The sequence below is a fragment of the Ruegeria sp. YTSA226 genome (assembly GCF_059609905.1).
Window position 1 is genome coordinate 250,612 of sequence record NZ_JBXWMQ010000002.1, and the last position, 20,897, is coordinate 271,508.

Genomic DNA, 20,897 nt, shown 5'->3' on the forward strand with positions numbered 1-20,897 from the left:
TAATCGTCCTCTCAGGCGTAGATATCTGTCCAAAGCTCGTCCAGCGACGGCTCGGGGCTTTCTTTCGAGAATTCAGCGGCTTGATTGACGATCTCCTTGATCTCTTTGTCGATCGCCTTCAGGTCATCCTCGGTCGCGTGTTTGCCGGAAAGCAGCAGCTCGCGGACATGTTCGATCGGGTCGCTTTGTTCGCGCACCTTCTGAACCTCTTCGCGGGTGCGGTACTTGGCCGGGTCGGACATCGAGTGTCCGCGATAGCGATAGGTTTTGATTTCCAGAATGTACGGACCTTTGCCTGCGCGGCAATGGGCGACGGCCTTTTCGCTGGCCTCTTTGACCGCTAGCACATCCATGCCGTTGACGATCTCGCCGGGGATGCCGAACGCCTCGCCTCGATGGTAGATGTCTTTGGTCGAGGTCGAACGTGCCTGGGACGTCCCCATGGCGTATTGGTTGTTCTCGATCACAAAGATCACCGGCAGCTCCCAGATCGCGGCCATATTGAAGGTCTCATAGACCTGCCCCTGGTTTGCGGCGCCGTCCCCGAAATAGGTGAAGGTGACGCGGCCGTTTTCCTGATACTTGTCGGCAAAGGCCAGACCGGCACCCAGAGGAACCTGCGCCCCGACGATGCCGTGACCGCCATAGAAATGCTTCTCTTTCGAGAACATATGCATCGAACCGCCTTTGCCCTTGGACAATCCGCCCTCGCGCCCGGTCAGTTCTGCCATTACGCCGCCCGGATCCATGCCGCAGGCCAGCATATGCCCATGATCGCGATAAGAGGTGATCCGCTTGTCACCTTCTTCGGCGGCTGCTTCCAGTCCCACAACAACTGCCTCTTGACCGATATACAGGTGGCAGAAACCACCGATCAGACCCATGCCGTATAGCTGGCCAGCCTTTTCTTCGAATCGGCGGATCAGCAACATTTCACGGTAATAGGTCTTGAGTTCTTCCGCAGAAACGTTTGGTTTCTTTGTGGTTTTTCGCGCAGCCATTGTGGCGATCTCCCCCTCTCGGCAAGATAGTTTAGCGTTAAACTATCTAATAGAACATTTGAGGCTTTCTGGCGAGTGGAAATATTGCGCTGTGGTTTGACACGCGGAAAACCGTTCAGGTAGGGACGTATACGTTACCACAGCAGGGATTTCCGACGAAGAATTTTGGTCCCGCTCAGCGGATGACAATCTCATCCGAGCGGATCATACCAAGGATCGAGCGCGCCTGCTGATCCAGTAAATCGAGGTCAAGATAGGTGTCTGAAAGCCTGCGGGTCAGATTTTCCATTTCGGCGATTTCGGTGCTCAACGCTGCAAGGTCGCGCGACAGAGCATCCCGTTCCGCTGCAATCTCGACCCGTCGAAACAGGCCATAGTCACCTTGGACGGCAGCAAAGGTGAAATACACACCCAGCATGAAAGCCACCGAGAAAAAAGCAACTGAGCCCAAACCGGGCCGATGGGAACGGGACACTCTGTTTACCGCCGTATGAAGTCTGCCTCAATGTCGTGCCATTATGCTTGGCATCTGACTGCACTATGTCACAGGTGATTCGGCTTGTGAATCCCCCGATTCGCAAAATTACCCGTGCAGCTGAATTTATTGTTCCAGCGCGGCGACGCCGGGCAGGGTTTTTCCTTCCATCCATTCCAGGAATGCGCCGCCTGCTGTCGAGATATAGGTGAAATCCCGCGCCGCGCCGGACGCGTTCAGAGCGGCTACGGTATCACCACCGCCCGCGACCGAGACCAACTGGCCCGAACGGCTGAGCGCGGCAGCCTTCAGTGCGGCCGCATTCGTTGCAGCATCGAACGGTTCCAGTTCAAAGGCGCCCAAAGGGCCGTTCCAGATCAGGGTTCGGCTTTGGCTGATGACTTCAGTGATAGCGGCGACACTCTCGGGGCCTGCATCCAGGATCATGCCGTCTTCGGGGCATTGGTCTGCGGGCAAAACTTGATGCGGCGCATTGGCCTGGAAGGCTTTTGCAACGACCACGTCACACGGCAGAACGATCTGACAACCAGAGTTTTCCGCCTTGGCAAGAATCTCTGCGGCAGTGTCTTTCATCGCGGTTTCGGCCAGCGATTTGCCGACACTGATACCTTGTGCCACCAGAAAGGTGTTGGCCATGCCACCGCCGATGATCAGGTGATCCACCTTGTCGATCAGGTTGCCCAGCAGCTCTAGCTTGGTTGACACTTTTGCCCCACCGACCACCGCTGTCACCGGACGCTCGGGCGCGCCAAGGGCGCTTTCAAGTGCTTGCAGCTCGGCCTGCATCAGCCGACCAGCGCAGGCAGGCAGCAGGCGAGCGATAGCTTCGGTTGAGCTGTGGGCGCGGTGCGCAGCGGAAAAGGCGTCGTTGCAATAGACCTCGCCCAGTTTGGCCATGCCAGCAGCCAGATCAGGATCATTCTTGGTTTCAGCAGCATGAAAACGGGTGTTTTCCAACAGCAATACTTGTCCGGCTTGCAGAGTGTCTGCGACAAGCTCGGCCTCGATTCCGACGCAATCGGCTGCGAACAGAACCTGCGCGCCAAAGGCGCTTTCCAGTGTGGGAATAAGTTGTTTCAGCGACAGGCTTTCGCGCCGCTCTCCGCCCGGGCGTCCGAAATGGGCCAAAAGGATAGGCTTGCCGCCTGAGGCGAGAATATCGCGTACTGTGGGAACGATGCGCTGAATCCGGGTAGCGTCGGTCACGACCCCATCCACCACGGGCACATTGATATCCACGCGCACCAGCACGCGTTTACCGTTCAGGTCCATATCGTCCAGTGTTTTCCAGCCCATCGCGCGATCCTCGTGTTTGGCAACCGATCTAGGCGGTTCTTTTCCTGCATTTTGCCCTCAGGTCAATGCGTCACTTGGCTTTCGCGTGTGTGGCGCATAGGTATTTGCGCAAGATAAACGACAGGAGGGCCACATGGCCGAGATCAAGGATCCCGAAAACACAATCATCATCGAGCTGAAGGGCGGCAATGTCGTCATCGAGCTGCTGCCAGATTTGGCCCCGCAGCATAGCGCTCGGATGAAGGAACTGGCGCGCAGCGGTGAATATGACAACGTGGCATTTCACCGTGTGATCGACGGTTTCATGGCGCAAACCGGTGACGTGCAGCACGGCGATATGGAAGACGGATTCAATCTGCGCAGTGCAGGCACAGGCGGGTCATCGCTGCCGAATGTTCCGGCAGAGTTTTCGAAACTGCCGCATGATCGCGGTACGTTGGGCGCGGCTCGGTCGCAGAATCCGGACTCGGCCAATTCGCAGTTTTTCATCAACTTTAGCGACAACCATTTCCTGAACGGCCAATACACGGTCTATGGCCGTGTCATCGACGGGATGGAGCATGTGGACGCCATCGTTCGGGGCGAGCCACCCGCAAGCCCGGATCGTATGATCAGCGTCAAGGTGGCTGCCGATGTATAAGCTGGCCGCCGCATTTGTCCTGTTGGCCGGTCCTGCACTGGCCACGGGCCTAGAGATCGAGATTGAGGGTGAAGGGGCCAATGGCACCGTAACCGTTGATCTGTTTGACGATATTGCCCCCAAGCATGTTGAACAAATTAGCGCCCTTGCCGCTGCTGGTCAGTATGATGGCGTGGTGTTTCACCGCGTGATCGACGGCTTCATGGCTCAGACCGGTGACGTTGAACACGGTCGGGTCGGTGGCGATATGCGTCGTGCCGGTACTGGTGGTTCGGATCGGCCGGATCTGCCAGCTGAGTTCTCGGACTATAACTTTGATCGTGGTGTTATTGGCATGGCGCGGGCCCAGGATCCCGACAGTGCCAACTCGCAATTCTTCATAATGTTTGAACCTGGGCCGTTCCTGAACGGTCAGTATACTGTTGTCGGTCAGGTCACTGACGGTATGGACGTTGTTGATGCGATCAAGCGGGGCGAAGGCCCGAACGGAGCCGTAATCGGCCAGCCGGATGCGATGAAAAAGGTCACCGTGACCGAATAGATAAAAGGACCCCGGTGCCTGATCAGGTGCCGGGGTCTTTTTGTAAGCGTGCGCTTGGGTCAGTCGTCAGACATGGCCTTCCAGATCAGCGCACCAATCGCGCCACCAATCAGCGGGGCAACCCAGAACAACCATAGCTGAGCCAGCGCCGGCCCATCGGCAAACAGGGCAACACCGGTTGACCGTGCTGGGTTGACAGATGTGTTGGTCACCGGGATCGAGATCAGGTGGATCAGCGTCAGCGCCAGACCGATGGCAATCGGCCCGAACCCTGCCGGAGCACCGCTTGAGGTCGCGCCCAGAATGATCAGGATGAAAAATGCCGTCAGCCCGATCTCGATCACCAAGGCGGACATCATCGAATAGCCCATGGGTGATGCCTCGCCATAGCCATTGGACGCAAAGCCTCCGACCCCGGCGAAATCTGGTGCGCCGCTGACGATCAGATACAGAACAGCCGCTGCTGCAATGGCTCCGATAACCTGAGCAATCCAATAGGGCAGCAGATCCTTAGCCGGGAACCGTCCGCCGATCATTAAACCCAGACTGACTGCCGGATTGAAATGCCCGCCTGAAATGTGGCCAACGGCAAATGCCATAGTCAGCACTGTTAGGCCAAAGGCGAAAGATACGCCCAACCAGCCGATACCGACATCCGCGACGCCAGCCGCTAAAACAGCGCTGCCGCAACCGCCAAGCACCAACCAGAATGTACCGAAAAATTCAGCCATGAGTTTTGTTGACATGAAAAGTCCTCCGAAAACCAACGGGCTGTAGTGTAATCCAAAACACAGAAATATCGAAGCTACTCATCACACATAGAAATTCGGCGGAGAATGAAGGGGTATTTGAGCGCGCTTGCCACGTCAAAAGTGGGCAGATAGACCTATGGGTGTGGCATGGAAATATGGGTTCAGCCTACGATGACGTCAAAGACGAATAAGCCGGTTAAGGCCAAGTTATTGCCGGATGATCCGTTCTTCCCGCTCATTCAGGATGCTTATCGCGTTTTTAAACGTCCAAAGCCAAGCAATATCGAGGTCTGCGAAGGGTGCTGCATGGAACCGGATATCGAGGCTGATTTCTTTCACCCGCCCATTCAGGAACTGCCGTTGCACTATCTTCAGGACTGGTATTTTGCAGCGAGTTATCCGGGAGGGATTGCCAAGAATACCTGGGCCTATCTTTTGCCGCGTGTGCTAGAGGTCTTGGCCTGTGGCGAAGAGGTAAGCTCTGTCGGGATCGAAGTCAGCCTGAGCCGGTATCCGACGGGACAGGCCCGGAACTGGTCGTCGGAGGAGTGGCGTGTCCTGGACGATTTCCAGAAACGTTTTCTTCTGAAGGCGATCGAAGGGGGCTCAGAAGAATGTCTGGACGATACGCTTTGCATGTTTCGCCTCGGGGGTTGGCCAATGGATGGCCTTTTGGCGCAAGTAGCCGCAGCTAAAACGGCGACTTTGGCAGAACGGTTCTGGCAGGACTGGTGTTACGGGTATGCGCCCTCGGTTTGGATCACGGCCTTCTGGGAAAGCCCGGACGGCACGGCTGCATTTGATTTTTACACGTCTGAAGTCATGTATCGAAGAATGCAGCAGCTTGCCTTTGATGATGGCACGCCACCAGAATTGTCCGAAAAGGCGCTGATGGTCGCAGAAGTGATCGAGGCCAATGCGACCTGGAACCAACCTGATCAGTGAAAGTCTTTCGGTCAGAATTGCAAAAGAAAACGCCGCAGGCTGTCCCGCGGCGTTTGTTTCCTGTCAGTCTGTCAGGATTACTGTTTGACGTCAGCAGCCGGGTTAGCGCCCGGTTTTCCGCTGCGGCCAGGGTTCAGAGGATCGTCCTGACGCTGAACGGAGCCTTCGAAATGCGCGCCGCTTTCGATGGCGATTGTCTTGTGAATGATGTCGCCTTCGACCCGTGCGGTCGAGGTCAGGCGCACTTTCAGGCCACGCACGCGGCCAACGATACGGCCGTTGATGACAACGTCATCTGCAGTGACTTCGCCCTTGATGGTCGCCGTTTCACCGATGGTCAGCAGATGCGCACGAATGTCACCTTCCACCGTACCTTCGACCTGAATGTCACCCGAGGTTTTCAGGTTGCCGGTGATGTGCAGATCCGAAGACAGGACCGATGCGGGTGGCTTGGGTTTGGGCGCGGTGCTGGCCTTGGTTTCCGTCGGTGCAGGGGTTGCCGGAGTGGCCGGAGCGGCAGGCTTGGCGGCCTCTGGGGCATTGGTTCCGGGCTCGTTGATTTTGCTCTTAGAAAACATTTCTTGCAGCCTTGATGTAAGTCATTGGGTTAACTGGTTTTCCGTTTACGCGGACCTCATAGTGCAGGTGCGTTCCGGTCGACCGTCCGGTGTTACCCATATCAGCAATATGATCCCCGCGCGAGACCCTTTGGCCAACCTTAACCCGTAACTTGGTGTTATGAGCGTAAAGTGTCTCAATTCCGAAGGCGTGCCGGATTTTGACCAGACGCCCGAAACCCGATTGCCAGCCCGCATGGGTGACTACGCCGTCGGCGGTCGCAAAGATATCAGTTCCATGTGCACCGGCGAAATCGGAACCGTTATGCATGCGGCGACCGCCCGTTTTTGGGTCACGGCGCGTGCCGAAGCCACTGGTAAAGCGGACAGCCGCTTTCACCGGGCTGGCAAACGGGGCCTTTTCTGCTGCGATACGATAGAGGTTCAGCTGGTCCATCTGTTGCAACAGAGTGTTCGCGCGGATCTCGTCGGGGGTCAGGTCCTCACCGCGCGTGCTGAAGGAAATTGGGGTGAGGGGGCCACCCATGCCGCTATAGCCACGCCGTACTTCTTCAATGATACGGTCAGTTGGCATACCTGCCTGTCGGAACATCTTGTCGAGCGGTTCGACCGAGATGATCATTGCTTCTTCTAGCTGACGGAAAATTTCGTCGCTGCGTTCCTGCATCAGCCGGATCTCAAGCTCGAGATCGTCCCGCTGATCCAGTGCGTTCCGGGCGTCGGCTGCGATCTGATCACGCTCTTGCGCGGTGCGGGTCAGAGCAACGGTCATAAATTCCATCTGTTCGGGGCTGGCAGTGTTTGCCAACGTGAGCCCATCATCAGAATCTGATTGTTGCAGCGCCGCAAGCTCCTGACGGGCAGATTCCCGTTGTTTCATGGTGGTGCGCAGGGTGGACTGGATTACCTCGATCCCCGTTTCCAACTCACGGCGGCTGTTTTCGGACGCCAGCAGCTCGGATTGCATCGCAGAGATCTGCTCAAGCGCGGCGTTGAACCGGTCCTGAGCCATCAGAGCCTCATGAGCGCGCACGTCACGCTCTGCTGACAGGATATTCAGCCGCTCCTGATATGTCGCCTGATCGCGCTTGGCCTGTTCCCGGAAGTTGCCTGATCCGATGCTGTCCATCAACAGGATTGCCGTAGTGACCGCAGTCCAGCCAACAAACAGGGCAACACCAGCAACTGCAAAGATTTGTGTCTCTGAGCTAAGCCGGATGAACCGTGTGTCATTGTCAGATTTCAGAAAGACCCGGCGTTCCGGGAAGTGCTGCTCAAGCAGCGAATGTAGTTTGATTGCCAGACGTGTTCGCACGCGCCTTACCTCTCGATCCCCAAATTCGGGATCGGTTGTGAGTGGTCTCCGTCCCTTGGGGCAACTGAATAGAGGGGACGTCCGATTTGGGCAAGTTTGTTAACTAGTTCACACGACAAACAGGGTTAATCCCGCCAATTCTCGGCGAGAAATTGCCGATTACATCAACTGGAGGATGTTTCAAAGACCGCTATGACCGTGCATGCCGACCTAGCAGGCAGAGCCGGGCGGCGGCAGGCCTTCGGTCAGCGGCCAATAGAAATCCGGCGGTAATCCGGCTTCGGCCCGCTTTTCTTCGTTGAAGGGCGGTTTAAGAACGCCATGAAAATAGCGCCGGACCAGATCGTGAAAGATACCCTTTGGGTCAGCGTTCTCGCGTCCGCAAAGGAAATGGAACCACTTGGACCCGTAAGCAACATGCCCGACTTCTTCGGCGTAGATCACCTCGAGCGCGGCAATGGCCTGTTCAGTCTTTGCCTTGCGGAAGATGTCAATCATGCCGGGGGTCACATCCAGACCCCGCGCCTCAAGCACCATTGGCACTACGGCCAAACGGCCCATCAAATCTTCTGCTGTATCTTCGGCCGCGCGCCACATACCCGCATGGGCGGGCAGGGCGCCGTAATGACTGCCCATCTGTTCCAGGCAATCGCAGACCATTTCGAAGTGGCGCGATTCCTCTTCGGCGCATTTGACCCAGTCGTCGTAGAAACCGATAGGCATAGGGACATGGCCAAATCGGGCGATGATATCCCAATGCAGATCAACCGCGTTCAGTTCGATATGGGCGACCGCGTGTAGCAGGGCAATGCGCCCAGCCTCGGAGCCGGGGCGGCGCTTCGGCACATCCCGGGGGGACAGCAAATCTGGTTTGTCCGGTCGGGCGGGATTCAACGGCGGTGTTGCGGTGCCCACTTCAATCGCAGGAGCGTCCCCTGATCGCGCCGCAAACCAAGCTGCGGCATGGCGCTTGGACAGGGCGGTCTTTTCGCGCCCGTCTGCTGTGGTCAGAACTTCGGTCGCCATTTGGGTCAGTGTTTTCGACACCGGGATAACTCCGCTTTCAAGATTTGTGCGGGTCATAATCCGGATGACGACCGCGGTGAAGGGGTTACAGCGCGCGCACGGCTTCCAGTACCTCTTCCACATGGCCGGGCACTTTGACCTTTCGCCAGATGCGAGCGATCTTACCGTCGGCGTCAATCAGAAAGGTCGAACGCTCGATCCCCATCGACTTGCGCCCGTACATGTTCTTCTCGACCCACACACCGTAATCCTCGCAAACGGTCGAGCCTTCGTCGGACAAAAGTGGCGTCGTAAGACCGTGTTTGGCGACGAATTTGTCATGCTTAGCCACCGTGTCGCGCGAGATGCCGAAAACCTGGGCGCCGGCATCAGCAAAGGCTTGAAGTTGTTCCGAGAAACCGATGGATTCCTTGGTGCAGCCCGGCGTATCATCACGGGGATAGAAAAACAAAACGACGGCGCTGCCTTTCAGGTCTGACAGCGTAACCTCACCACCGCCGTCGCGGGGCAAAGTGAAACCGGGGGCGATGTCTGTAACGTCGGGCATTGGAAACTCCGCTAAAGGTTTTTAAGTGCTGCCTGACATCATGGTGCGGTGCAAGCAGGTAATAGGGCGTGGGTCGGAAATTGGCGCGGCAAGAAGATACACAAGAAGGCCCGGACGGGAAGCCCCGCCGCCGTCGGTCACGCCGCCGCATCGCTGCGTGGGGGATCGTCGGAACCTTCCTGTTGCTTTGCCTGCTGGCCTTTGGCGGCTGGTTCTTTCTGATTGGCAAACAGCTGCACGCGCCTGACTGGATGCGGGCCCAGGCCGAAAAACGGCTGGATCAAAGCCTTGGGGGGATCAAGATCCGCTTTGGCGATGCTAGCTTTATCGTCAACGAAAACTGGTTGCCACGTTTGCGACTGACGGATGTGACCATAAGCGACTCGGCGGGACAACAGATCGCGCAAGTGGCGGATATGCGCACACGGTTGTCGATGCGGTGGCTGCTACGGGGGAAAATCCGGCCGCGCACGATTACCCTGCGCGATGCCCAAATCGCATTGACCCGCGGCTTGGACGGGGCGCTTTCGTTGACAGTCGGTTCTGGCAGTGCACCGGTTCAGCGGGCGCGGACATTGATCGAGTTGATCGAGGAATCTGACGATGTCTTTTTGTCACCGCTGCTGTCGGGCCTGCGGTCGGTCGAGCTTGAGTCGTTGACGCTGGACTATCAGGATTTGCGCCTGTCGCGCGCCTGGGTTTTCGACGGCGGACATATTTCGATCATCCGTACCGGTGACGAAATGCGCATGTCCACTGGGTTCTCTGTTCTGACAGGGCGCGATTATGCCAGTTCGATTGAGGTAAATTATACCAGCGTACTTGGAACGCCCCAGGCAAGCTTTGGCTTTGCCATAACCGACCTGCCTGCCGAGGATATTGCAAGTCAAAGCCTTGCCTTGTCATGGTTACAGGTCCTTGACGCTCCGATCTCGGGCGCGGTGCGCGGCAGTGTTGATGGCAACGCGGCGCTGGGGCCGTTATTTGCGACCCTGAACCTTGCGGCAGGCGCGGTGCAAGCCAACCAAGAGACAAAACCGATCCCGTTTGAATCCGCCAGGGCTTATTTCAGCTATGACCCAAGTCGGCAGGAGCTGGATTTCGACGAGGTTTCTGTAGTCTCCGCCTGGGGGTCCGTTCAGGCCGAGGGAAGGGCCTTTTTGAGAGGTATCGAGAATGGACTGCTGGAAAGCCTGACCTCTCAACTCCGTCTCAGCAGCATCGACATCAACCCGGCTGGGCTGTTTCCGGAACCCCTCAAGTTGGCGCGTGCCGACCTTGATCTGAAGATGAAGCTGGCCCCGTTCGAGTTGCGCCTCGGACAGATGACGGTTGAAGACGAAAACCTAACGCTGCGTGCTACGGGTAATCTGAATGGTGAAGCCGAAGGTTGGTCGGGGTACCTCGAGGCCCATCTGGACGAGTTGGAGTCAGGCCAGTTGCTGAGATACTGGCCCCAATTACTTGCCGAAAAGCCGCGTAAATGGGTGTCCGACAATTTATATGAAGGCCGGCTCTCGGATGTCGATTTTGCATTACGGTTGAAGCCGGACACCAAGCCGGACATTTACTTGGACTTCGGGTTCGACGACGCCAAAGTCCGCTTTGCCAAAACTTTACCTCCGGTCCAGGACGCTCAGGGGCAGGCCAGCCTGATCAACCAACGGTTTACCGTGACAGCCGAGAAAGCGGTTGTCATTGCCGATCAGGGCGGCCCGATAGACGGGTCAGGAACATCCTTCATTATTCCGGATACGTCGATCAAAAAGCTTTCGCCGGCGATTGTGCGCGTCAAGGCCAAGGGCTCGGCAACGGCCGCCTTGTCTTTGATGGATCGTCCCCCTCTGCAGCTGATGACAAAGGCAAATTTGCCCGTGGATGTGGCCTCTGGCGATGTGGAACTGTCAGGCACCTTATCTCTGCCGATGAAGAAGGGGCTGAAGTTCGATGAAACCCAGTTTCACTTTACTGGTAAGATTGGTGATGTGCACAGTGATCGCTTGGTCAAAGGTTTTGTCGTCAGCGCGCCTCAGTTGACTATTTCAGGTGACCAATCCGCTGTCGAAGTCGGCGGCGACGGATATTTCGGCGACGTGCCCCTGCAGGCAACCTGGCGCCAGCCTATTGGGGGTCGAGAACCGAAACCCAGTGAACTGAAAGGGCAGATCGAGATTTCGCCCCGGTTGGTGACCGAGCTGCGTGCCGGGTTACCAAAGGGTATGCTGACCGGAAAAGGCGTTGCCGACATAACCTTGGGCATCGGTGCTGGCCGCCCCCCGAAACTGACGGCGACATCGAATCTGGAAGGCGTTGTGCTGTCCATCCCCGAGCTCGGGTGGCGCAAAGGCGCTGGTACCAAGGGGTCGATGGATGTCGAGGCAACGCTGGGCGATCAGATGCGCGTGGATACACTTCGGCTGGATGCGGCGGGGTTGCGAAGCCTGGCCTCCATTAATTTCAAAAATGGTGCTTTCGATCGCGTTGAGTTCAGCTCCTTCGAGCTGGGGAACTGGCTAGCGGTTCCGGCGGAGCTGATTTCACGGGGGTCAGCTTTGCCCGACATCAGGGTTTTAGGGGGCGTGATGAATCTGGGGGGCGCGACCTTTGGATCCTCCGAAGGTGGTGGCGGTGGTTCCGGGCAGGGGCCCGAGCTGGATGTAGTGTTGGATCGCCTCCAGATTACAGAGACGATCGCCCTGACCGGGTTCAAGGGAAAATTTGCGACAACTGGCGGTGTCAGCGGCGCGTTCACGGCGAATGTAAACGGCGGTGCTGCTGTGCGCGGACAGGTGACCCCGCGCGGAGGGCGCAGTGCAGTCAATCTGACCTCTGGTGATGCAGGTGACGTTCTGAGATCGGCCAAAATGATAACCCAGGCGCGCGGTGGCAAACTGGACCTGCAACTGGAACCGGTCGGCGGGGCCGGGAATTTCGATGTCATCATGAAGATCGTGAACACCCGAATTCATGACGCCCCGGCCATGGCTGCCTTGCTGAACGCAATCAGCCTTGTTGGACTTGTGGATGAAATGGCTGGGCAAGGCATCTTTTTCTCGAGCATCGAAAGCCGAATGCGGATTACTCCGACCGAAATCAAGGTTCTCAGCGGCAGCGCCGTCGGTCCTTCGATGGGATTGTCCTTCGACGGGACAATCGACACGGTTAGCGAAATGCTGAACTTGCGTGGCGCGATTTCCCCAATCTATCTGGTGAATGCGATTGGAAGTGTCTTCACCAAAAAAGGTGAGGGTGTGATCGCGTTCAATTATACTCTGACCGGCCCTTTGAAATCACCCTCTGTCTCGGTCAACCCTCTGTCAGGGCTTGCGCCATTGTTCTTGCGCAACCTTCTAAGGGAGCCCGCGCCGAAGGTTCAGGATGGGCCAAATGCACAGAAAGCCAAGCCGGATGAGCCCAAGCGCACCTTTGGATCGCCGCCAAAAGACAACTGAACAGGGATATAGCCGAATCTGATACGACCCTGTAAGGCGCGCCCATGAAACTCAGCGATTTCGATTTCCACTTGCCCGAAAATTTGATTGCCACTCGGCCTGCCAACCCGCGGTCCTCGGCGCGTTTGCTTGTGGCCGAGGGCGATGCAATCTCGGATGCGCACGTCTTTGACCTGCCAGACTGGCTGCGACCCGGTGACCGGCTGGTGTTGAATGATACGCGGGTCATCCCAGCACGCCTCACCGGGCGGCGTCATCGCGACAGTGCGCAAGGGCCGGTTTCTGCGTCGATCGAAGCGACGTTGCTTGATCCGCAGGCAGACGGCACCTGGGCCGCGTTGATCAAACCGCTCAAGAAGGTCAAGACAGGTGAGGTTATCCGGTTTTCGGATCAACTGAGCGCTGAGTTGGATAGGGTGGCGGACGGGCAGGCCTTTCTGCGGTTTAACCTTACGGGGCAGGATTTCGATGCTGCGCTGGAACAGGCCGGCGCCATGCCGCTGCCGCCCTATATTGCCGCCAAGCGCCCTGCCGATGCGCAGGACAAGACGGATTACCAGACGATCTGGGCGCGCAACTCCGGGGCCGTGGCCGCGCCCACCGCGTCGCTGCATTTTGACGAAGCGCTGATGCAGGCGCTTACCGCGAGCGGCGTTTCTGTTTCCTACGTTACGCTTCATGTCGGTGCCGGAACGTTTCTGCCAGTCAAGGTCGAGGATGTGACGACCCATAAGATGCATGCAGAATGGGGCAGGGTCAGTGCGGAAGCCGTCAGTGAAATTCGTGAAACCAAAGCCATAGGTGGCCGTGTCATTCCGGTGGGCACAACCGCGCTGCGATTGATCGAAAGCGCCGCCCGCAGTGGGCAGATCGTACCCTGGGAGGGCGATACCGACATCTTCATCTATCCGGGCTTTCAGTTTTACGTCACGGATGCGCTGATCACCAATTTCCATCTGCCGAAATCCACGCTGCTGATGTTGGTTTCAGCTTTGATGGGGCAGGATCGGATGCAAGAGGTTTATGAGCACGCGATTGCGCAGAACTATCGGTTCTTTTCATATGGGGATGGGTCGCTTTTGATCCCTTGAGCGGCGTGTTGTCGGGATCGTTGCGTTTCGATGTCGTAGACAAGCTGGTTCAAAGCCGTTTTTGATATAAAAACGAATCTCTAGTTCAGGTTAGCAATCTCGGAGGCCTCTATGCTTCAGGTCATTACCAGCGCGTGGTCACTTCTTCTTGGCATGGGCCTGCTTATGATTGGCAATGGCCTACAGGGCACAATCCTGGGCGTTCGAGGCGAGATCGAAGGGTTTTCGACCCTTCAGATGTCTGTTGTGATGTCAGCTTATTTCGTAGGTTTCCTCGGAGGTTCTCGCCTTGCACCGGAGATGATCCGGCGGGTGGGGCATGTGCGGGTCTTTGCTGCGCTCGCTTCTTTTATTTCGGCCGTGATGATCATGTATCCGATGTTGACCGAGCCAGTCGCGTGGGCTTTGGGGCGTGTCGTGATCGGGTTTTGTTTCTCGGGAGTGTATGTCACCGCCGAAAGCTGGCTGAACAACGCGGCCAATAACGAGAACCGGGGCCAGGCGCTTTCGCTTTATATGATCGTACAGATGACTGGGATCATCACCGCTCAGGGGCTTATGCTGGTTGGCGATCCTGCTGGTTACGAAACCTTTGTGATCGCATCCATTCTGGTTTCGGTTTCCTTTGCTCCGATTCTGCTGTCGATTTCACCGACACCGGCATTTGACACGACCAAGCCCATGACATTGCGTGAACTGATGGGGAAGTCGCCGTTGGGCTGCGTGGGCATGTTCCTGCTGGGCGGAGTGTTCTCGGCCCAGTTTGGTATGTCGGCGGTCTATGGCGCGCGCGCTGGGCTGACACTGGTTGAGATTTCGACCTTCGTGGCGGCTTTCTATGTCGGGGCAATACTGCTGCAATATCCGCTGGGTTGGTTCTCGGACCGGATGGATCGCCGGTTCCTGATCATGCTGGCGGGCATCATTGGTGCTTGCGGGGCGGCCACTGCGATGATGTTCGGGTCGACTTCATTTCCGTTCCTTCTGGCCTCGGCCTTTGTGATTGGCGGCATGTCTAACCCGCTGTATTCGCTGCTGATTGCGCATACGAATGACTTTCTGGAGCATGAGGATATGGCGGCGGCCTCTGGCGGTCTGGTCTTCATCAATGGACTGGGCGCCATTGCTGGCCCGCTGATTACCGGTTGGTTGATGGGCGATGACGTGTTCGGACCGTCGGGCTTTTTCCTGATCATCTTTGCACTGCTTGCAGCCACTGCTGTCTATGCGATGTATCGCATGACACAGCGTGCGGCGATTCCTGTGGATGAGACGGGCACCATGTCTCCGCTTTACCCAACGGCCTCGCCGGTGGCGTTCGAATTGGCGCAAGAGGTGGCTATCGAAGCCGCCGAATCCGATCAGGAAACGCAAGATGTAGCCTAGGACACGAAATTATGTCGCAAGTGTTGCAAATTTTTACTGTCACAAATCTGTAAATCAGCCTTAAATGACGTTACGTCCCTGGGGAGGGCAAAACGACGGAGCAAGGCAATGGTAGGGCCTGAAGAAGTATTGAGTTTTTGGCTGGATCAAGTGGGTCCAGATGGTTGGTATATTGAGGATGAAGCGCTAGACGCAGAGATCCGCGAAAAATTTCTTTCCACATGGGAAATTGCTAATGAGGGAAAGTTCTCTCTCTGGCTGACATACCCCAGCGGGGCACTGGCCTATATCATTCTGATGGACCAGTTTCCTAGAAATATGTTCCGCGGCAGCGGCAAGGCGTTCGCCACTGACAGGGCAGCCTTGTCTGCAGCGAAATGCGCCATCGACAAGGGTTGGGATATGAAGATTGACGAGCCCGCGCGGCAGTTCTTTTATCTTCCACTGATGCACTCGGAAAATCTGTGTGACCAAGAGCGTTGTGTACGCCTGATGTGCCAGAATATCGACGGAGCCAAGTCAACCAACCTGCTGCATGCAAGGGCGCATAGGGAGGTGATCCGAAAGTTCGGCCGTTTCCCCTATCGTAACGAAGCATTGTCGCGGCCCATGACCGAACATGAGGCCGCCTATGTAAACATGGGCGGGTACGGGTCCACCGTCCGAGAGCTTCAGGCCGCAGGTTAGCCTTCGACCGAACATCCTTTGATTGTGATAATACGGTCGGCCACAGTGTCGGCCGTTTTTTCTATTGCGGTGCTGATAAAGGCGTCAGGCGTTTCGGCAACCCCAACGATACGAGACTGCGCCACCTGTAGCGTATCTTCGATTTGGCTCAGACGGTCGAGCGTTTGCGAGACCCGTTGGGCGGTGGCGGTGTCGGCAAGCGCGCCATTGACTTGTATTGTCGCGAGTTCAGTGCGAAGTGCTGCCAATTCACTGCGCACCCCTTGAACCTCTTCGCGCAAAGGGGCGACGATCTGAACCTTCTGTGAAAAATCAGACATCAGGGACTGCGCTGTTGTGGTCAGCTTCCAGCCCAAAAACAAACACAAGGCCACCAGGATAAGCGTGGCGTTGATTAGGGCGAGGACCAGATCTTTCAGCGTTTTAGCCATGTTATGCCTTTCGCGTAAATGGATTTAGAATGGAGCAACTGGGATACTTAGCTATCTTCTAGCGTTTTGAACGGGTGCGGTATAGGCTCGAACCTCTGCAATCCGTATGGGTTTACCCTGCGTAGCTTTTGTCGCGGGGACTAAGTGTTGAAGGGTGGCTGATATTAGTTTAATGGTAAACTAATTTGGAAATGACCTGCTCCGAGAGGGAAACATGGCAGCACAATCTTTTGATCTGATCGTAATCGGCGCTGGTCCTGGCGGGTATGTCGCAGCCATTCGCGCAGCACAGCTTGGTTTGAAAACCGCCGTGGTCGAGCGCGAACATCTCGGGGGGATATGTCTTAACTGGGGCTGCATCCCAACAAAGGCGCTGCTGCGGTCTTCAGAAGTGTTTCACCTGATGGAGCGCGCAAAGGATTTTGGGCTGAAGGCCGAGAAGATCGGATATGATCTGGATGCTGTGGTCAAGCGATCGCGCGGTGTCGCCGGGCAACTTTCGGGCGGTATCGGTCACCTGCTGAAAAAGAACAAAGTGACGGTTGTCATGGGCGAGGCGACGATCCCGGCCAAGGGCAAGGTCTCCGTCAAGACCGACAAGGGCAGCGAAGAGTTGACAGCCAAGAACATCGTTCTGGCAACCGGCGCGCGCGCCCGCGAGCTTCCCGGGCTGGAAGCGGATGGTGATCTGGTTTGGACTTACAAACACGCCCTGCAGCCGCCGCGGATGCCAAAGAAATTGCTGGTCATCGGGTCGGGTGCAATCGGGATCGAGTTCGCTAGCTTCTACAATACGCTCGGTGCAGATACGACGGTGGTTGAAGTCATGGACCGGGTTCTGCCCGTCGAGGATGCCGAGATCAGCGCCTTCGCCAAGAAAGCCTTTATCAAACAGGGCATGAAGATCATGGAAAAGGCGATGGTCAAGCAGTTGGACCGCGCTAAGGGTAAAGTCACCGCGCATATCGAGGTGAAGGGAAAGGTTGAAAAGCACGACTTTGACACCGTGATTTCTGCCGTGGGCATCGTCGGCAATATCGAAAATCTGGGGCTTGAGGCTTTGGGTGTCAAAATCGACCGGACCCATGTTGTGACTGACGAATTCTGTCGCACCGGTGTCGATGGCCTATACGCCATCGGTGACATTGCCGGAGCGCCATGGCTGGCGCATAAAGCAAGCCATGAGGGTGTCATGGTGGCCGATCTGATCGCCGGGAAACATGCCCATCCGGTCAAACCCGAAAGCATCGCGGGTTGCACCTATTGCCATCCGCAAGTTGCGTCTGTCGGCTATTCCGAGGCAAAGGCGAAGGAGCTGGGCTATGACGTCAAAGTCGGCCGCTTTCCATTTATCGGCAACGGCAAGGCAATCGCACTAGGAGAGCCCGAAGGTCTGGTTAAAACCGTCTTTGATGCCAAAACCGGAGAGCTGTTGGGCGCCCATATGATCGGTGCGGAAGTCACTGAATTGATTCAGGGATATGTGGTCGGGCGTCAGCTTGAAACCACCGAAGAGGATCTGATGAACACCGTGTTCCCGCATCCGACTTTGTCCGAGATGATGCATGAAAGCGTTTTGGACGCTTACGGGCGCGCGATCCATATGTAACTCAGGGCAGGGGGCTCTGCCCCCGCCGCCCTTCGGGCGACTCCCCCGAGGTATTTTTGGCCAGATGAAGCAGGGGATCCAATCTTCATCTGGCTCTAAATACCTCGGAGCGCGAGGCAGAGCCTCGCCAAATGTTACTGGGTCAGCGCTTCGAGAATGCGCGCCCAGGACCGGATGCCTTTGTGAAAGCTTTTGACGTCATATTTCTCATTCGGTGAGTGAATTGCGTCATCATCATTGGCAAAGCCCACAAGCATGGAATCCATGCCAAGTTCCGTGTCGAAGTAGCCAACGACAGGGATTGACCCGCCCATTCCGGTAAAGACAGCCTCGCGCCCCCATTCATCGGACAATGCACCTCGGGCGGCTTCGAATTCGGGGCGGTTGATATTCATGACGGATGCGGGCGAGCCTTCAAGTTCGTTGTCCCACTGTACTTTCGCGTCGGGTGACAGGCGGTCTTCTACATGCTTGCGAATCTGGTCGCGCAAGGCGTCAGGGTTCATGTCACCCACCAGACGGCAGGTGATCTTGCAATGCGCCTGTGAGGGAATGACCGTCTTCGAACCGGCGCCGTTATAACCGCCCCAAAGCCCGTTTACCTCAAGCGTCGGGCGCGCCCATTGTTGTTGCAATGTCGAATACCCTTTTTCGCCATGTGGCTGAGAATACCCCACCGAGTTCAGATAATCCGCCTCATCGAACCCGCAGTTTTCCCATTGGCGCAACTGTTCGGCCGGGACCTCATGAACCCCGTCATAAAAGCCTTCGACAGCGACGCGACCGGTTTCGTCGTCATAGAACGAGGCGACGATCTTGGAGAGCTCTCGCAGCGGGTTTAGCCCCGGTCCGCCGTAATGGCCCGAGTGCAGGTCGATCCGCGGACCGATGATGGTGAATTCGTCCTTGAGCATCCCGCGCAGCTGAGACGCGATTGATGGCACCCCACGCGACACCATCGAAGTGTCGCATACCAATGCCAGATCCGCTTTCAACTCGGCCACGTTTTCACGCAGGAACGGGACCAGCGACGGCGAACCGGATTCTTCTTCGCCTTCGAAGAAGAAGGTGATGCGGCAGGGCAGGGTGCCATGGACGGCCTTCCATGCGCGGCACGCTTCGACGAAGGTCATCAACTGTCCCTTATCGTCCGAAGAGCCCCGACCCCGGATAACTGGCCCATTTTCGGTTTCTTCAATGGCCGGATCGAACGGATCCCGGTTCCACTGGTTCAGCGGGTCAACGGGTTGCACGTCATAATGGCCATAGAACAGAACATGGGGCGCGCTGTTGTCCTCACCTATATGCCCGACCACCATGGGATGTCCGGTGGTTTCACGTTTTTCAGCCTGAATTCCTATGTTTTTCAGGTCAGATACCAGCCAGTCAGCTGCCTGGTTGACCTGTTGGTCAAAGGCCGGATCGGTGGAAATTGACGGAATGCGGAGCAGTTCCATCAGGCGGTCGATTGAGGTTGGCAAATCGGCGTCGATGCGGTTCAGAACAGCGTCCAGCGACATAAGAGGGCTCCTGCTTGATTTGGATTTTCCGGAACCCTATCAGCGCCACTTTTGCCGTCTAGCCCGCAAGGACAGGAATCTGGTATAATATCGGAAACCCGGATGAGATAATGTGCTGTGCCTGCGTCGTTTCCTCGCGTCCAGGGGGCGTAACTTTACTTGTCGGTCAGGGTCAGAGCGGATATTTGATGCAAATCAAATAAGCGTTCACTGTGCTTGCGGTATCAAGCAGGCAGTGGGAAATGCTCTGGTGCAGATTCGTATCCTGCGCAGAAGAAGACGTTCGGTCGCCGTAATATCGGTCGGGCAACTAAGGAGAAACCGGTGGATTATACTGCTCAGCTTGATTCAGCGATCGCAAGGCTGCATGACGAAGGACGGTACCGGACCTTCATTGATATCGAACGTCGCAATGGTCATTTCCCGCATGCGGTGCGCACGCGCCTCGATGGATCGCAGCAAGATATCACCGTCTGGTGCGGCAACGACTATCTTGGCATGGGGCAACACCCTGTGGTGCTGGAGGCGATGCACGAGGCCGTGGATGCCGCAGGCGCCGGATCAGGTGGAACCCGCAACATTTCGGGCACCACGGTTTACCACAAACGGCTTGAGGCCGAGCTGGCCGATCTGCACGGCAAAGAAGCTGCGTTGCTGTTCACCAGCGCCTATATCGCAAATGACGCGACACTCAGCACTTTGCCGAAACTGTTTCCTGGTCTGATCATTTATTCTGACGCATTGAACCATGCTTCGATGATCGAAGGGGTGCGCCGCAACGGCGGGTCCAAGCGCATCTTCCGCCACAATGACGTCGCCCATCTGCGCGAACTGCTTGAAGCGGATGATCCCGCAACGCCCAAACTGATCGCTTTTGAGTCGGTGTATTCGATGGACGGCGATTTTGGCCCTATTGAAGAGATATGTGATCTGGCCGATGAATTCGGTGCGCTGACCTATATTGATGAGGTCCACGCCGTTGGCATGTACGGACCGCGCGGCGGTGGCGTGACCGAGCGTGATCGTCTTGCCCATCGGATTGACATCATCAACGGCACATTGGCCAAAGCCTATGGCGTCATGGGGGGCTATATCGCGGCCAGCACTAAAATGTGCGACGCTGTGCGGTCTTATGCTCCGGGCTTCATCTTTACGACGTCCCTGCCACCTGCCGTTGCTGCGGGTGCCGCAGCTTCGGTTGCCTACCTCAAAACTGCGTCCGAATTGCGAGAGCAGCATCAGACGCAAGCAAAGATCCTCAAGCTTCGACTCAAGGGGATGGGCCTGCCACTGATTGATCACGGCAGCCACATTGTGCCCGTGATTGTCGGCAACCCCGTGCACACGAAGAAACTCAGCGATATGCTGCTGGATGACCATGGAATCTACGTTCAGCCCATCAATTTCCCCACTGTTCCGCGTGGAACAGAACGCCTGCGTTTCACACCGTCCCCGGTTCATGGACCTGACGAAATGAACCGTTTGATCCAGGCGATGGACGAACTTTGGTCACATTGTGCGCTAAATCGCGCCGAACTTGCCGGTTAACCTAACGCTAAAGTGTGCAATTCGTATGCCGCGTGC

At 56.6% G+C, this 20,897-nt stretch carries 19 protein-coding genes; 9 read left to right on the forward strand and 10 right to left on the reverse strand.

What is annotated here, in order from left to right:
- Window positions 1-11: 11 nt before the first annotated feature.
- The 3 genes from pdhA to AC2FFF_RS03905 all read right to left on the reverse strand — a co-directional run bounded on the left by pdhA (window position 12) and on the right by AC2FFF_RS03905 (window position 2,793).
- Window positions 12-1,001 carry a pyruvate dehydrogenase (acetyl-transferring) E1 component subunit alpha gene (gene pdhA, locus AC2FFF_RS03895; protein WP_142633213.1) on the reverse strand — a complete coding sequence of 330 codons (990 nt, stop codon included), beginning with the start codon at window positions 999-1,001 and terminating at the stop codon, window positions 12-14.
- A 175-nt stretch (window positions 1,002-1,176) separates the two neighbouring features.
- Complete coding sequence (locus AC2FFF_RS03900) at window positions 1,177-1,476, reverse strand: FtsB family cell division protein (protein WP_185956602.1); 300 nt, start codon at window positions 1,474-1,476, stop codon at window positions 1,177-1,179.
- A gap of 126 nt (window positions 1,477-1,602) precedes the next feature.
- The gene (locus AC2FFF_RS03905; protein WP_142633215.1) at window positions 1,603-2,793 is read right to left on the reverse strand and encodes a phosphoglycerate kinase; all 1,191 of its coding nucleotides are present in this window, start codon (window positions 2,791-2,793) and stop codon (window positions 1,603-1,605) included.
- A gap of 133 nt (window positions 2,794-2,926) precedes the next feature.
- Between AC2FFF_RS03905 and AC2FFF_RS03910 the strand changes: the two genes are divergently transcribed.
- Both AC2FFF_RS03910 and AC2FFF_RS03915 read left to right on the forward strand, forming a co-directional pair.
- Entirely contained in the window at window positions 2,927-3,433 is a 507-nt protein-coding gene (locus AC2FFF_RS03910; RefSeq protein ID WP_142633217.1) for a peptidylprolyl isomerase, read from the forward strand.
- On the forward strand, window positions 3,426-3,974 hold the full coding sequence (locus AC2FFF_RS03915) for a peptidylprolyl isomerase (RefSeq protein WP_142633219.1): 549 nt from the start codon (window positions 3,426-3,428) through the stop codon (window positions 3,972-3,974). The genes AC2FFF_RS03910 and AC2FFF_RS03915 overlap by 8 nt, the downstream gene beginning before the upstream one ends.
- Before the next feature lie 59 nt (window positions 3,975-4,033).
- On the opposite strand, the gene aqpZ is transcribed toward AC2FFF_RS03915, so the two are convergent.
- Window positions 4,034-4,720, reverse strand: coding sequence for an aquaporin Z (gene aqpZ / locus AC2FFF_RS03920; protein WP_281971931.1), 687 nt, complete (start codon window positions 4,718-4,720; stop codon window positions 4,034-4,036).
- Between the two features lie 177 nt (window positions 4,721-4,897).
- Here aqpZ and AC2FFF_RS03925 point away from each other — a divergent pair, with 177 nt between their 5' ends.
- Window positions 4,898-5,671 carry a hypothetical protein gene (locus AC2FFF_RS03925; protein WP_496707832.1) on the forward strand — a complete coding sequence of 258 codons (774 nt, stop codon included), beginning with the start codon at window positions 4,898-4,900 and terminating at the stop codon, window positions 5,669-5,671.
- Between the two features lie 77 nt (window positions 5,672-5,748).
- On the opposite strand, the gene AC2FFF_RS03930 is transcribed toward AC2FFF_RS03925, so the two are convergent.
- The 4 genes from AC2FFF_RS03930 to AC2FFF_RS03945 all read right to left on the reverse strand — a co-directional run bounded on the left by AC2FFF_RS03930 (window position 5,749) and on the right by AC2FFF_RS03945 (window position 9,137).
- Window positions 5,749-6,249 (reverse strand): bactofilin family protein, encoded by a 501-nt coding sequence (locus tag AC2FFF_RS03930; RefSeq protein ID WP_271947570.1) that lies wholly within the window; start codon window positions 6,247-6,249, stop codon window positions 5,749-5,751.
- Window positions 6,239-7,564 (reverse strand): M23 family metallopeptidase, encoded by a 1,326-nt coding sequence (locus AC2FFF_RS03935; protein WP_281971933.1) that lies wholly within the window; start codon window positions 7,562-7,564, stop codon window positions 6,239-6,241. Before AC2FFF_RS03935 ends, AC2FFF_RS03930 begins: the two co-directional genes overlap by 11 nt.
- A gap of 210 nt (window positions 7,565-7,774) precedes the next feature.
- Entirely contained in the window at window positions 7,775-8,647 is an 873-nt protein-coding gene (locus AC2FFF_RS03940; RefSeq protein WP_281971934.1) for a ferritin-like domain-containing protein, read from the reverse strand.
- 28 nt (window positions 8,648-8,675) lie between these two features.
- Window positions 8,676-9,137, reverse strand: a complete 462-nt coding sequence (locus AC2FFF_RS03945) for a peroxiredoxin (RefSeq protein WP_281971935.1) — start codon at window positions 9,135-9,137, stop codon at window positions 8,676-8,678.
- A 68-nt stretch (window positions 9,138-9,205) separates the two neighbouring features.
- On the opposite strand from AC2FFF_RS03945, the gene AC2FFF_RS03950 reads away from it, so the two are divergent.
- From AC2FFF_RS03950 to AC2FFF_RS03965, 4 genes are all read left to right on the forward strand, one after another.
- Window positions 9,206-12,589 (forward strand): YhdP family protein, encoded by a 3,384-nt coding sequence (locus AC2FFF_RS03950; RefSeq protein ID WP_496882854.1) that lies wholly within the window; start codon window positions 9,206-9,208, stop codon window positions 12,587-12,589.
- A 44-nt stretch (window positions 12,590-12,633) separates the two neighbouring features.
- Complete coding sequence (gene queA / locus AC2FFF_RS03955; protein WP_142633235.1) at window positions 12,634-13,680, forward strand: tRNA preQ1(34) S-adenosylmethionine ribosyltransferase-isomerase QueA; 1,047 nt, start codon at window positions 12,634-12,636, stop codon at window positions 13,678-13,680.
- A 111-nt stretch (window positions 13,681-13,791) separates the two neighbouring features.
- Window positions 13,792-15,066, forward strand: a complete 1,275-nt coding sequence (locus AC2FFF_RS03960; protein WP_281971937.1) for an MFS transporter — start codon at window positions 13,792-13,794, stop codon at window positions 15,064-15,066.
- Between the two features lie 108 nt (window positions 15,067-15,174).
- The gene (locus tag AC2FFF_RS03965; RefSeq protein WP_271947560.1) at window positions 15,175-15,753 is read left to right on the forward strand and encodes a DUF924 family protein; all 579 of its coding nucleotides are present in this window, start codon (window positions 15,175-15,177) and stop codon (window positions 15,751-15,753) included.
- Here AC2FFF_RS03965 and AC2FFF_RS03970 read toward each other — a convergent pair.
- The gene (locus AC2FFF_RS03970) at window positions 15,750-16,184 is read right to left on the reverse strand and encodes a hypothetical protein (protein ID WP_281971938.1); all 435 of its coding nucleotides are present in this window, start codon (window positions 16,182-16,184) and stop codon (window positions 15,750-15,752) included. The two genes, AC2FFF_RS03965 and AC2FFF_RS03970, sit on opposite strands and share 4 nt — an antisense overlap.
- 214 nt (window positions 16,185-16,398) lie before the next feature.
- Between AC2FFF_RS03970 and lpdA the strand changes: the two genes are divergently transcribed.
- Entirely contained in the window at window positions 16,399-17,793 is a 1,395-nt protein-coding gene (gene lpdA / locus AC2FFF_RS03975; RefSeq protein ID WP_281971939.1) for a dihydrolipoyl dehydrogenase, read from the forward strand.
- Window positions 17,794-17,927: 134 nt separating this feature from the next.
- On the opposite strand, the gene AC2FFF_RS03980 is transcribed toward lpdA, so the two are convergent.
- Window positions 17,928-19,313: a M20/M25/M40 family metallo-hydrolase gene (locus tag AC2FFF_RS03980; RefSeq protein ID WP_281971940.1), complete on the reverse strand. Its 1,386-nt coding sequence runs from the start codon at window positions 19,311-19,313 to the stop codon at window positions 17,928-17,930.
- 324 nt (window positions 19,314-19,637) lie between these two features.
- On the opposite strand from AC2FFF_RS03980, the gene hemA reads away from it, so the two are divergent.
- Window positions 19,638-20,861 carry a 5-aminolevulinate synthase gene (gene hemA, locus AC2FFF_RS03985; RefSeq protein WP_271947553.1) on the forward strand — a complete coding sequence of 408 codons (1,224 nt, stop codon included), beginning with the start codon at window positions 19,638-19,640 and terminating at the stop codon, window positions 20,859-20,861.
- Window positions 20,862-20,897 lie beyond the last annotated feature (36 nt).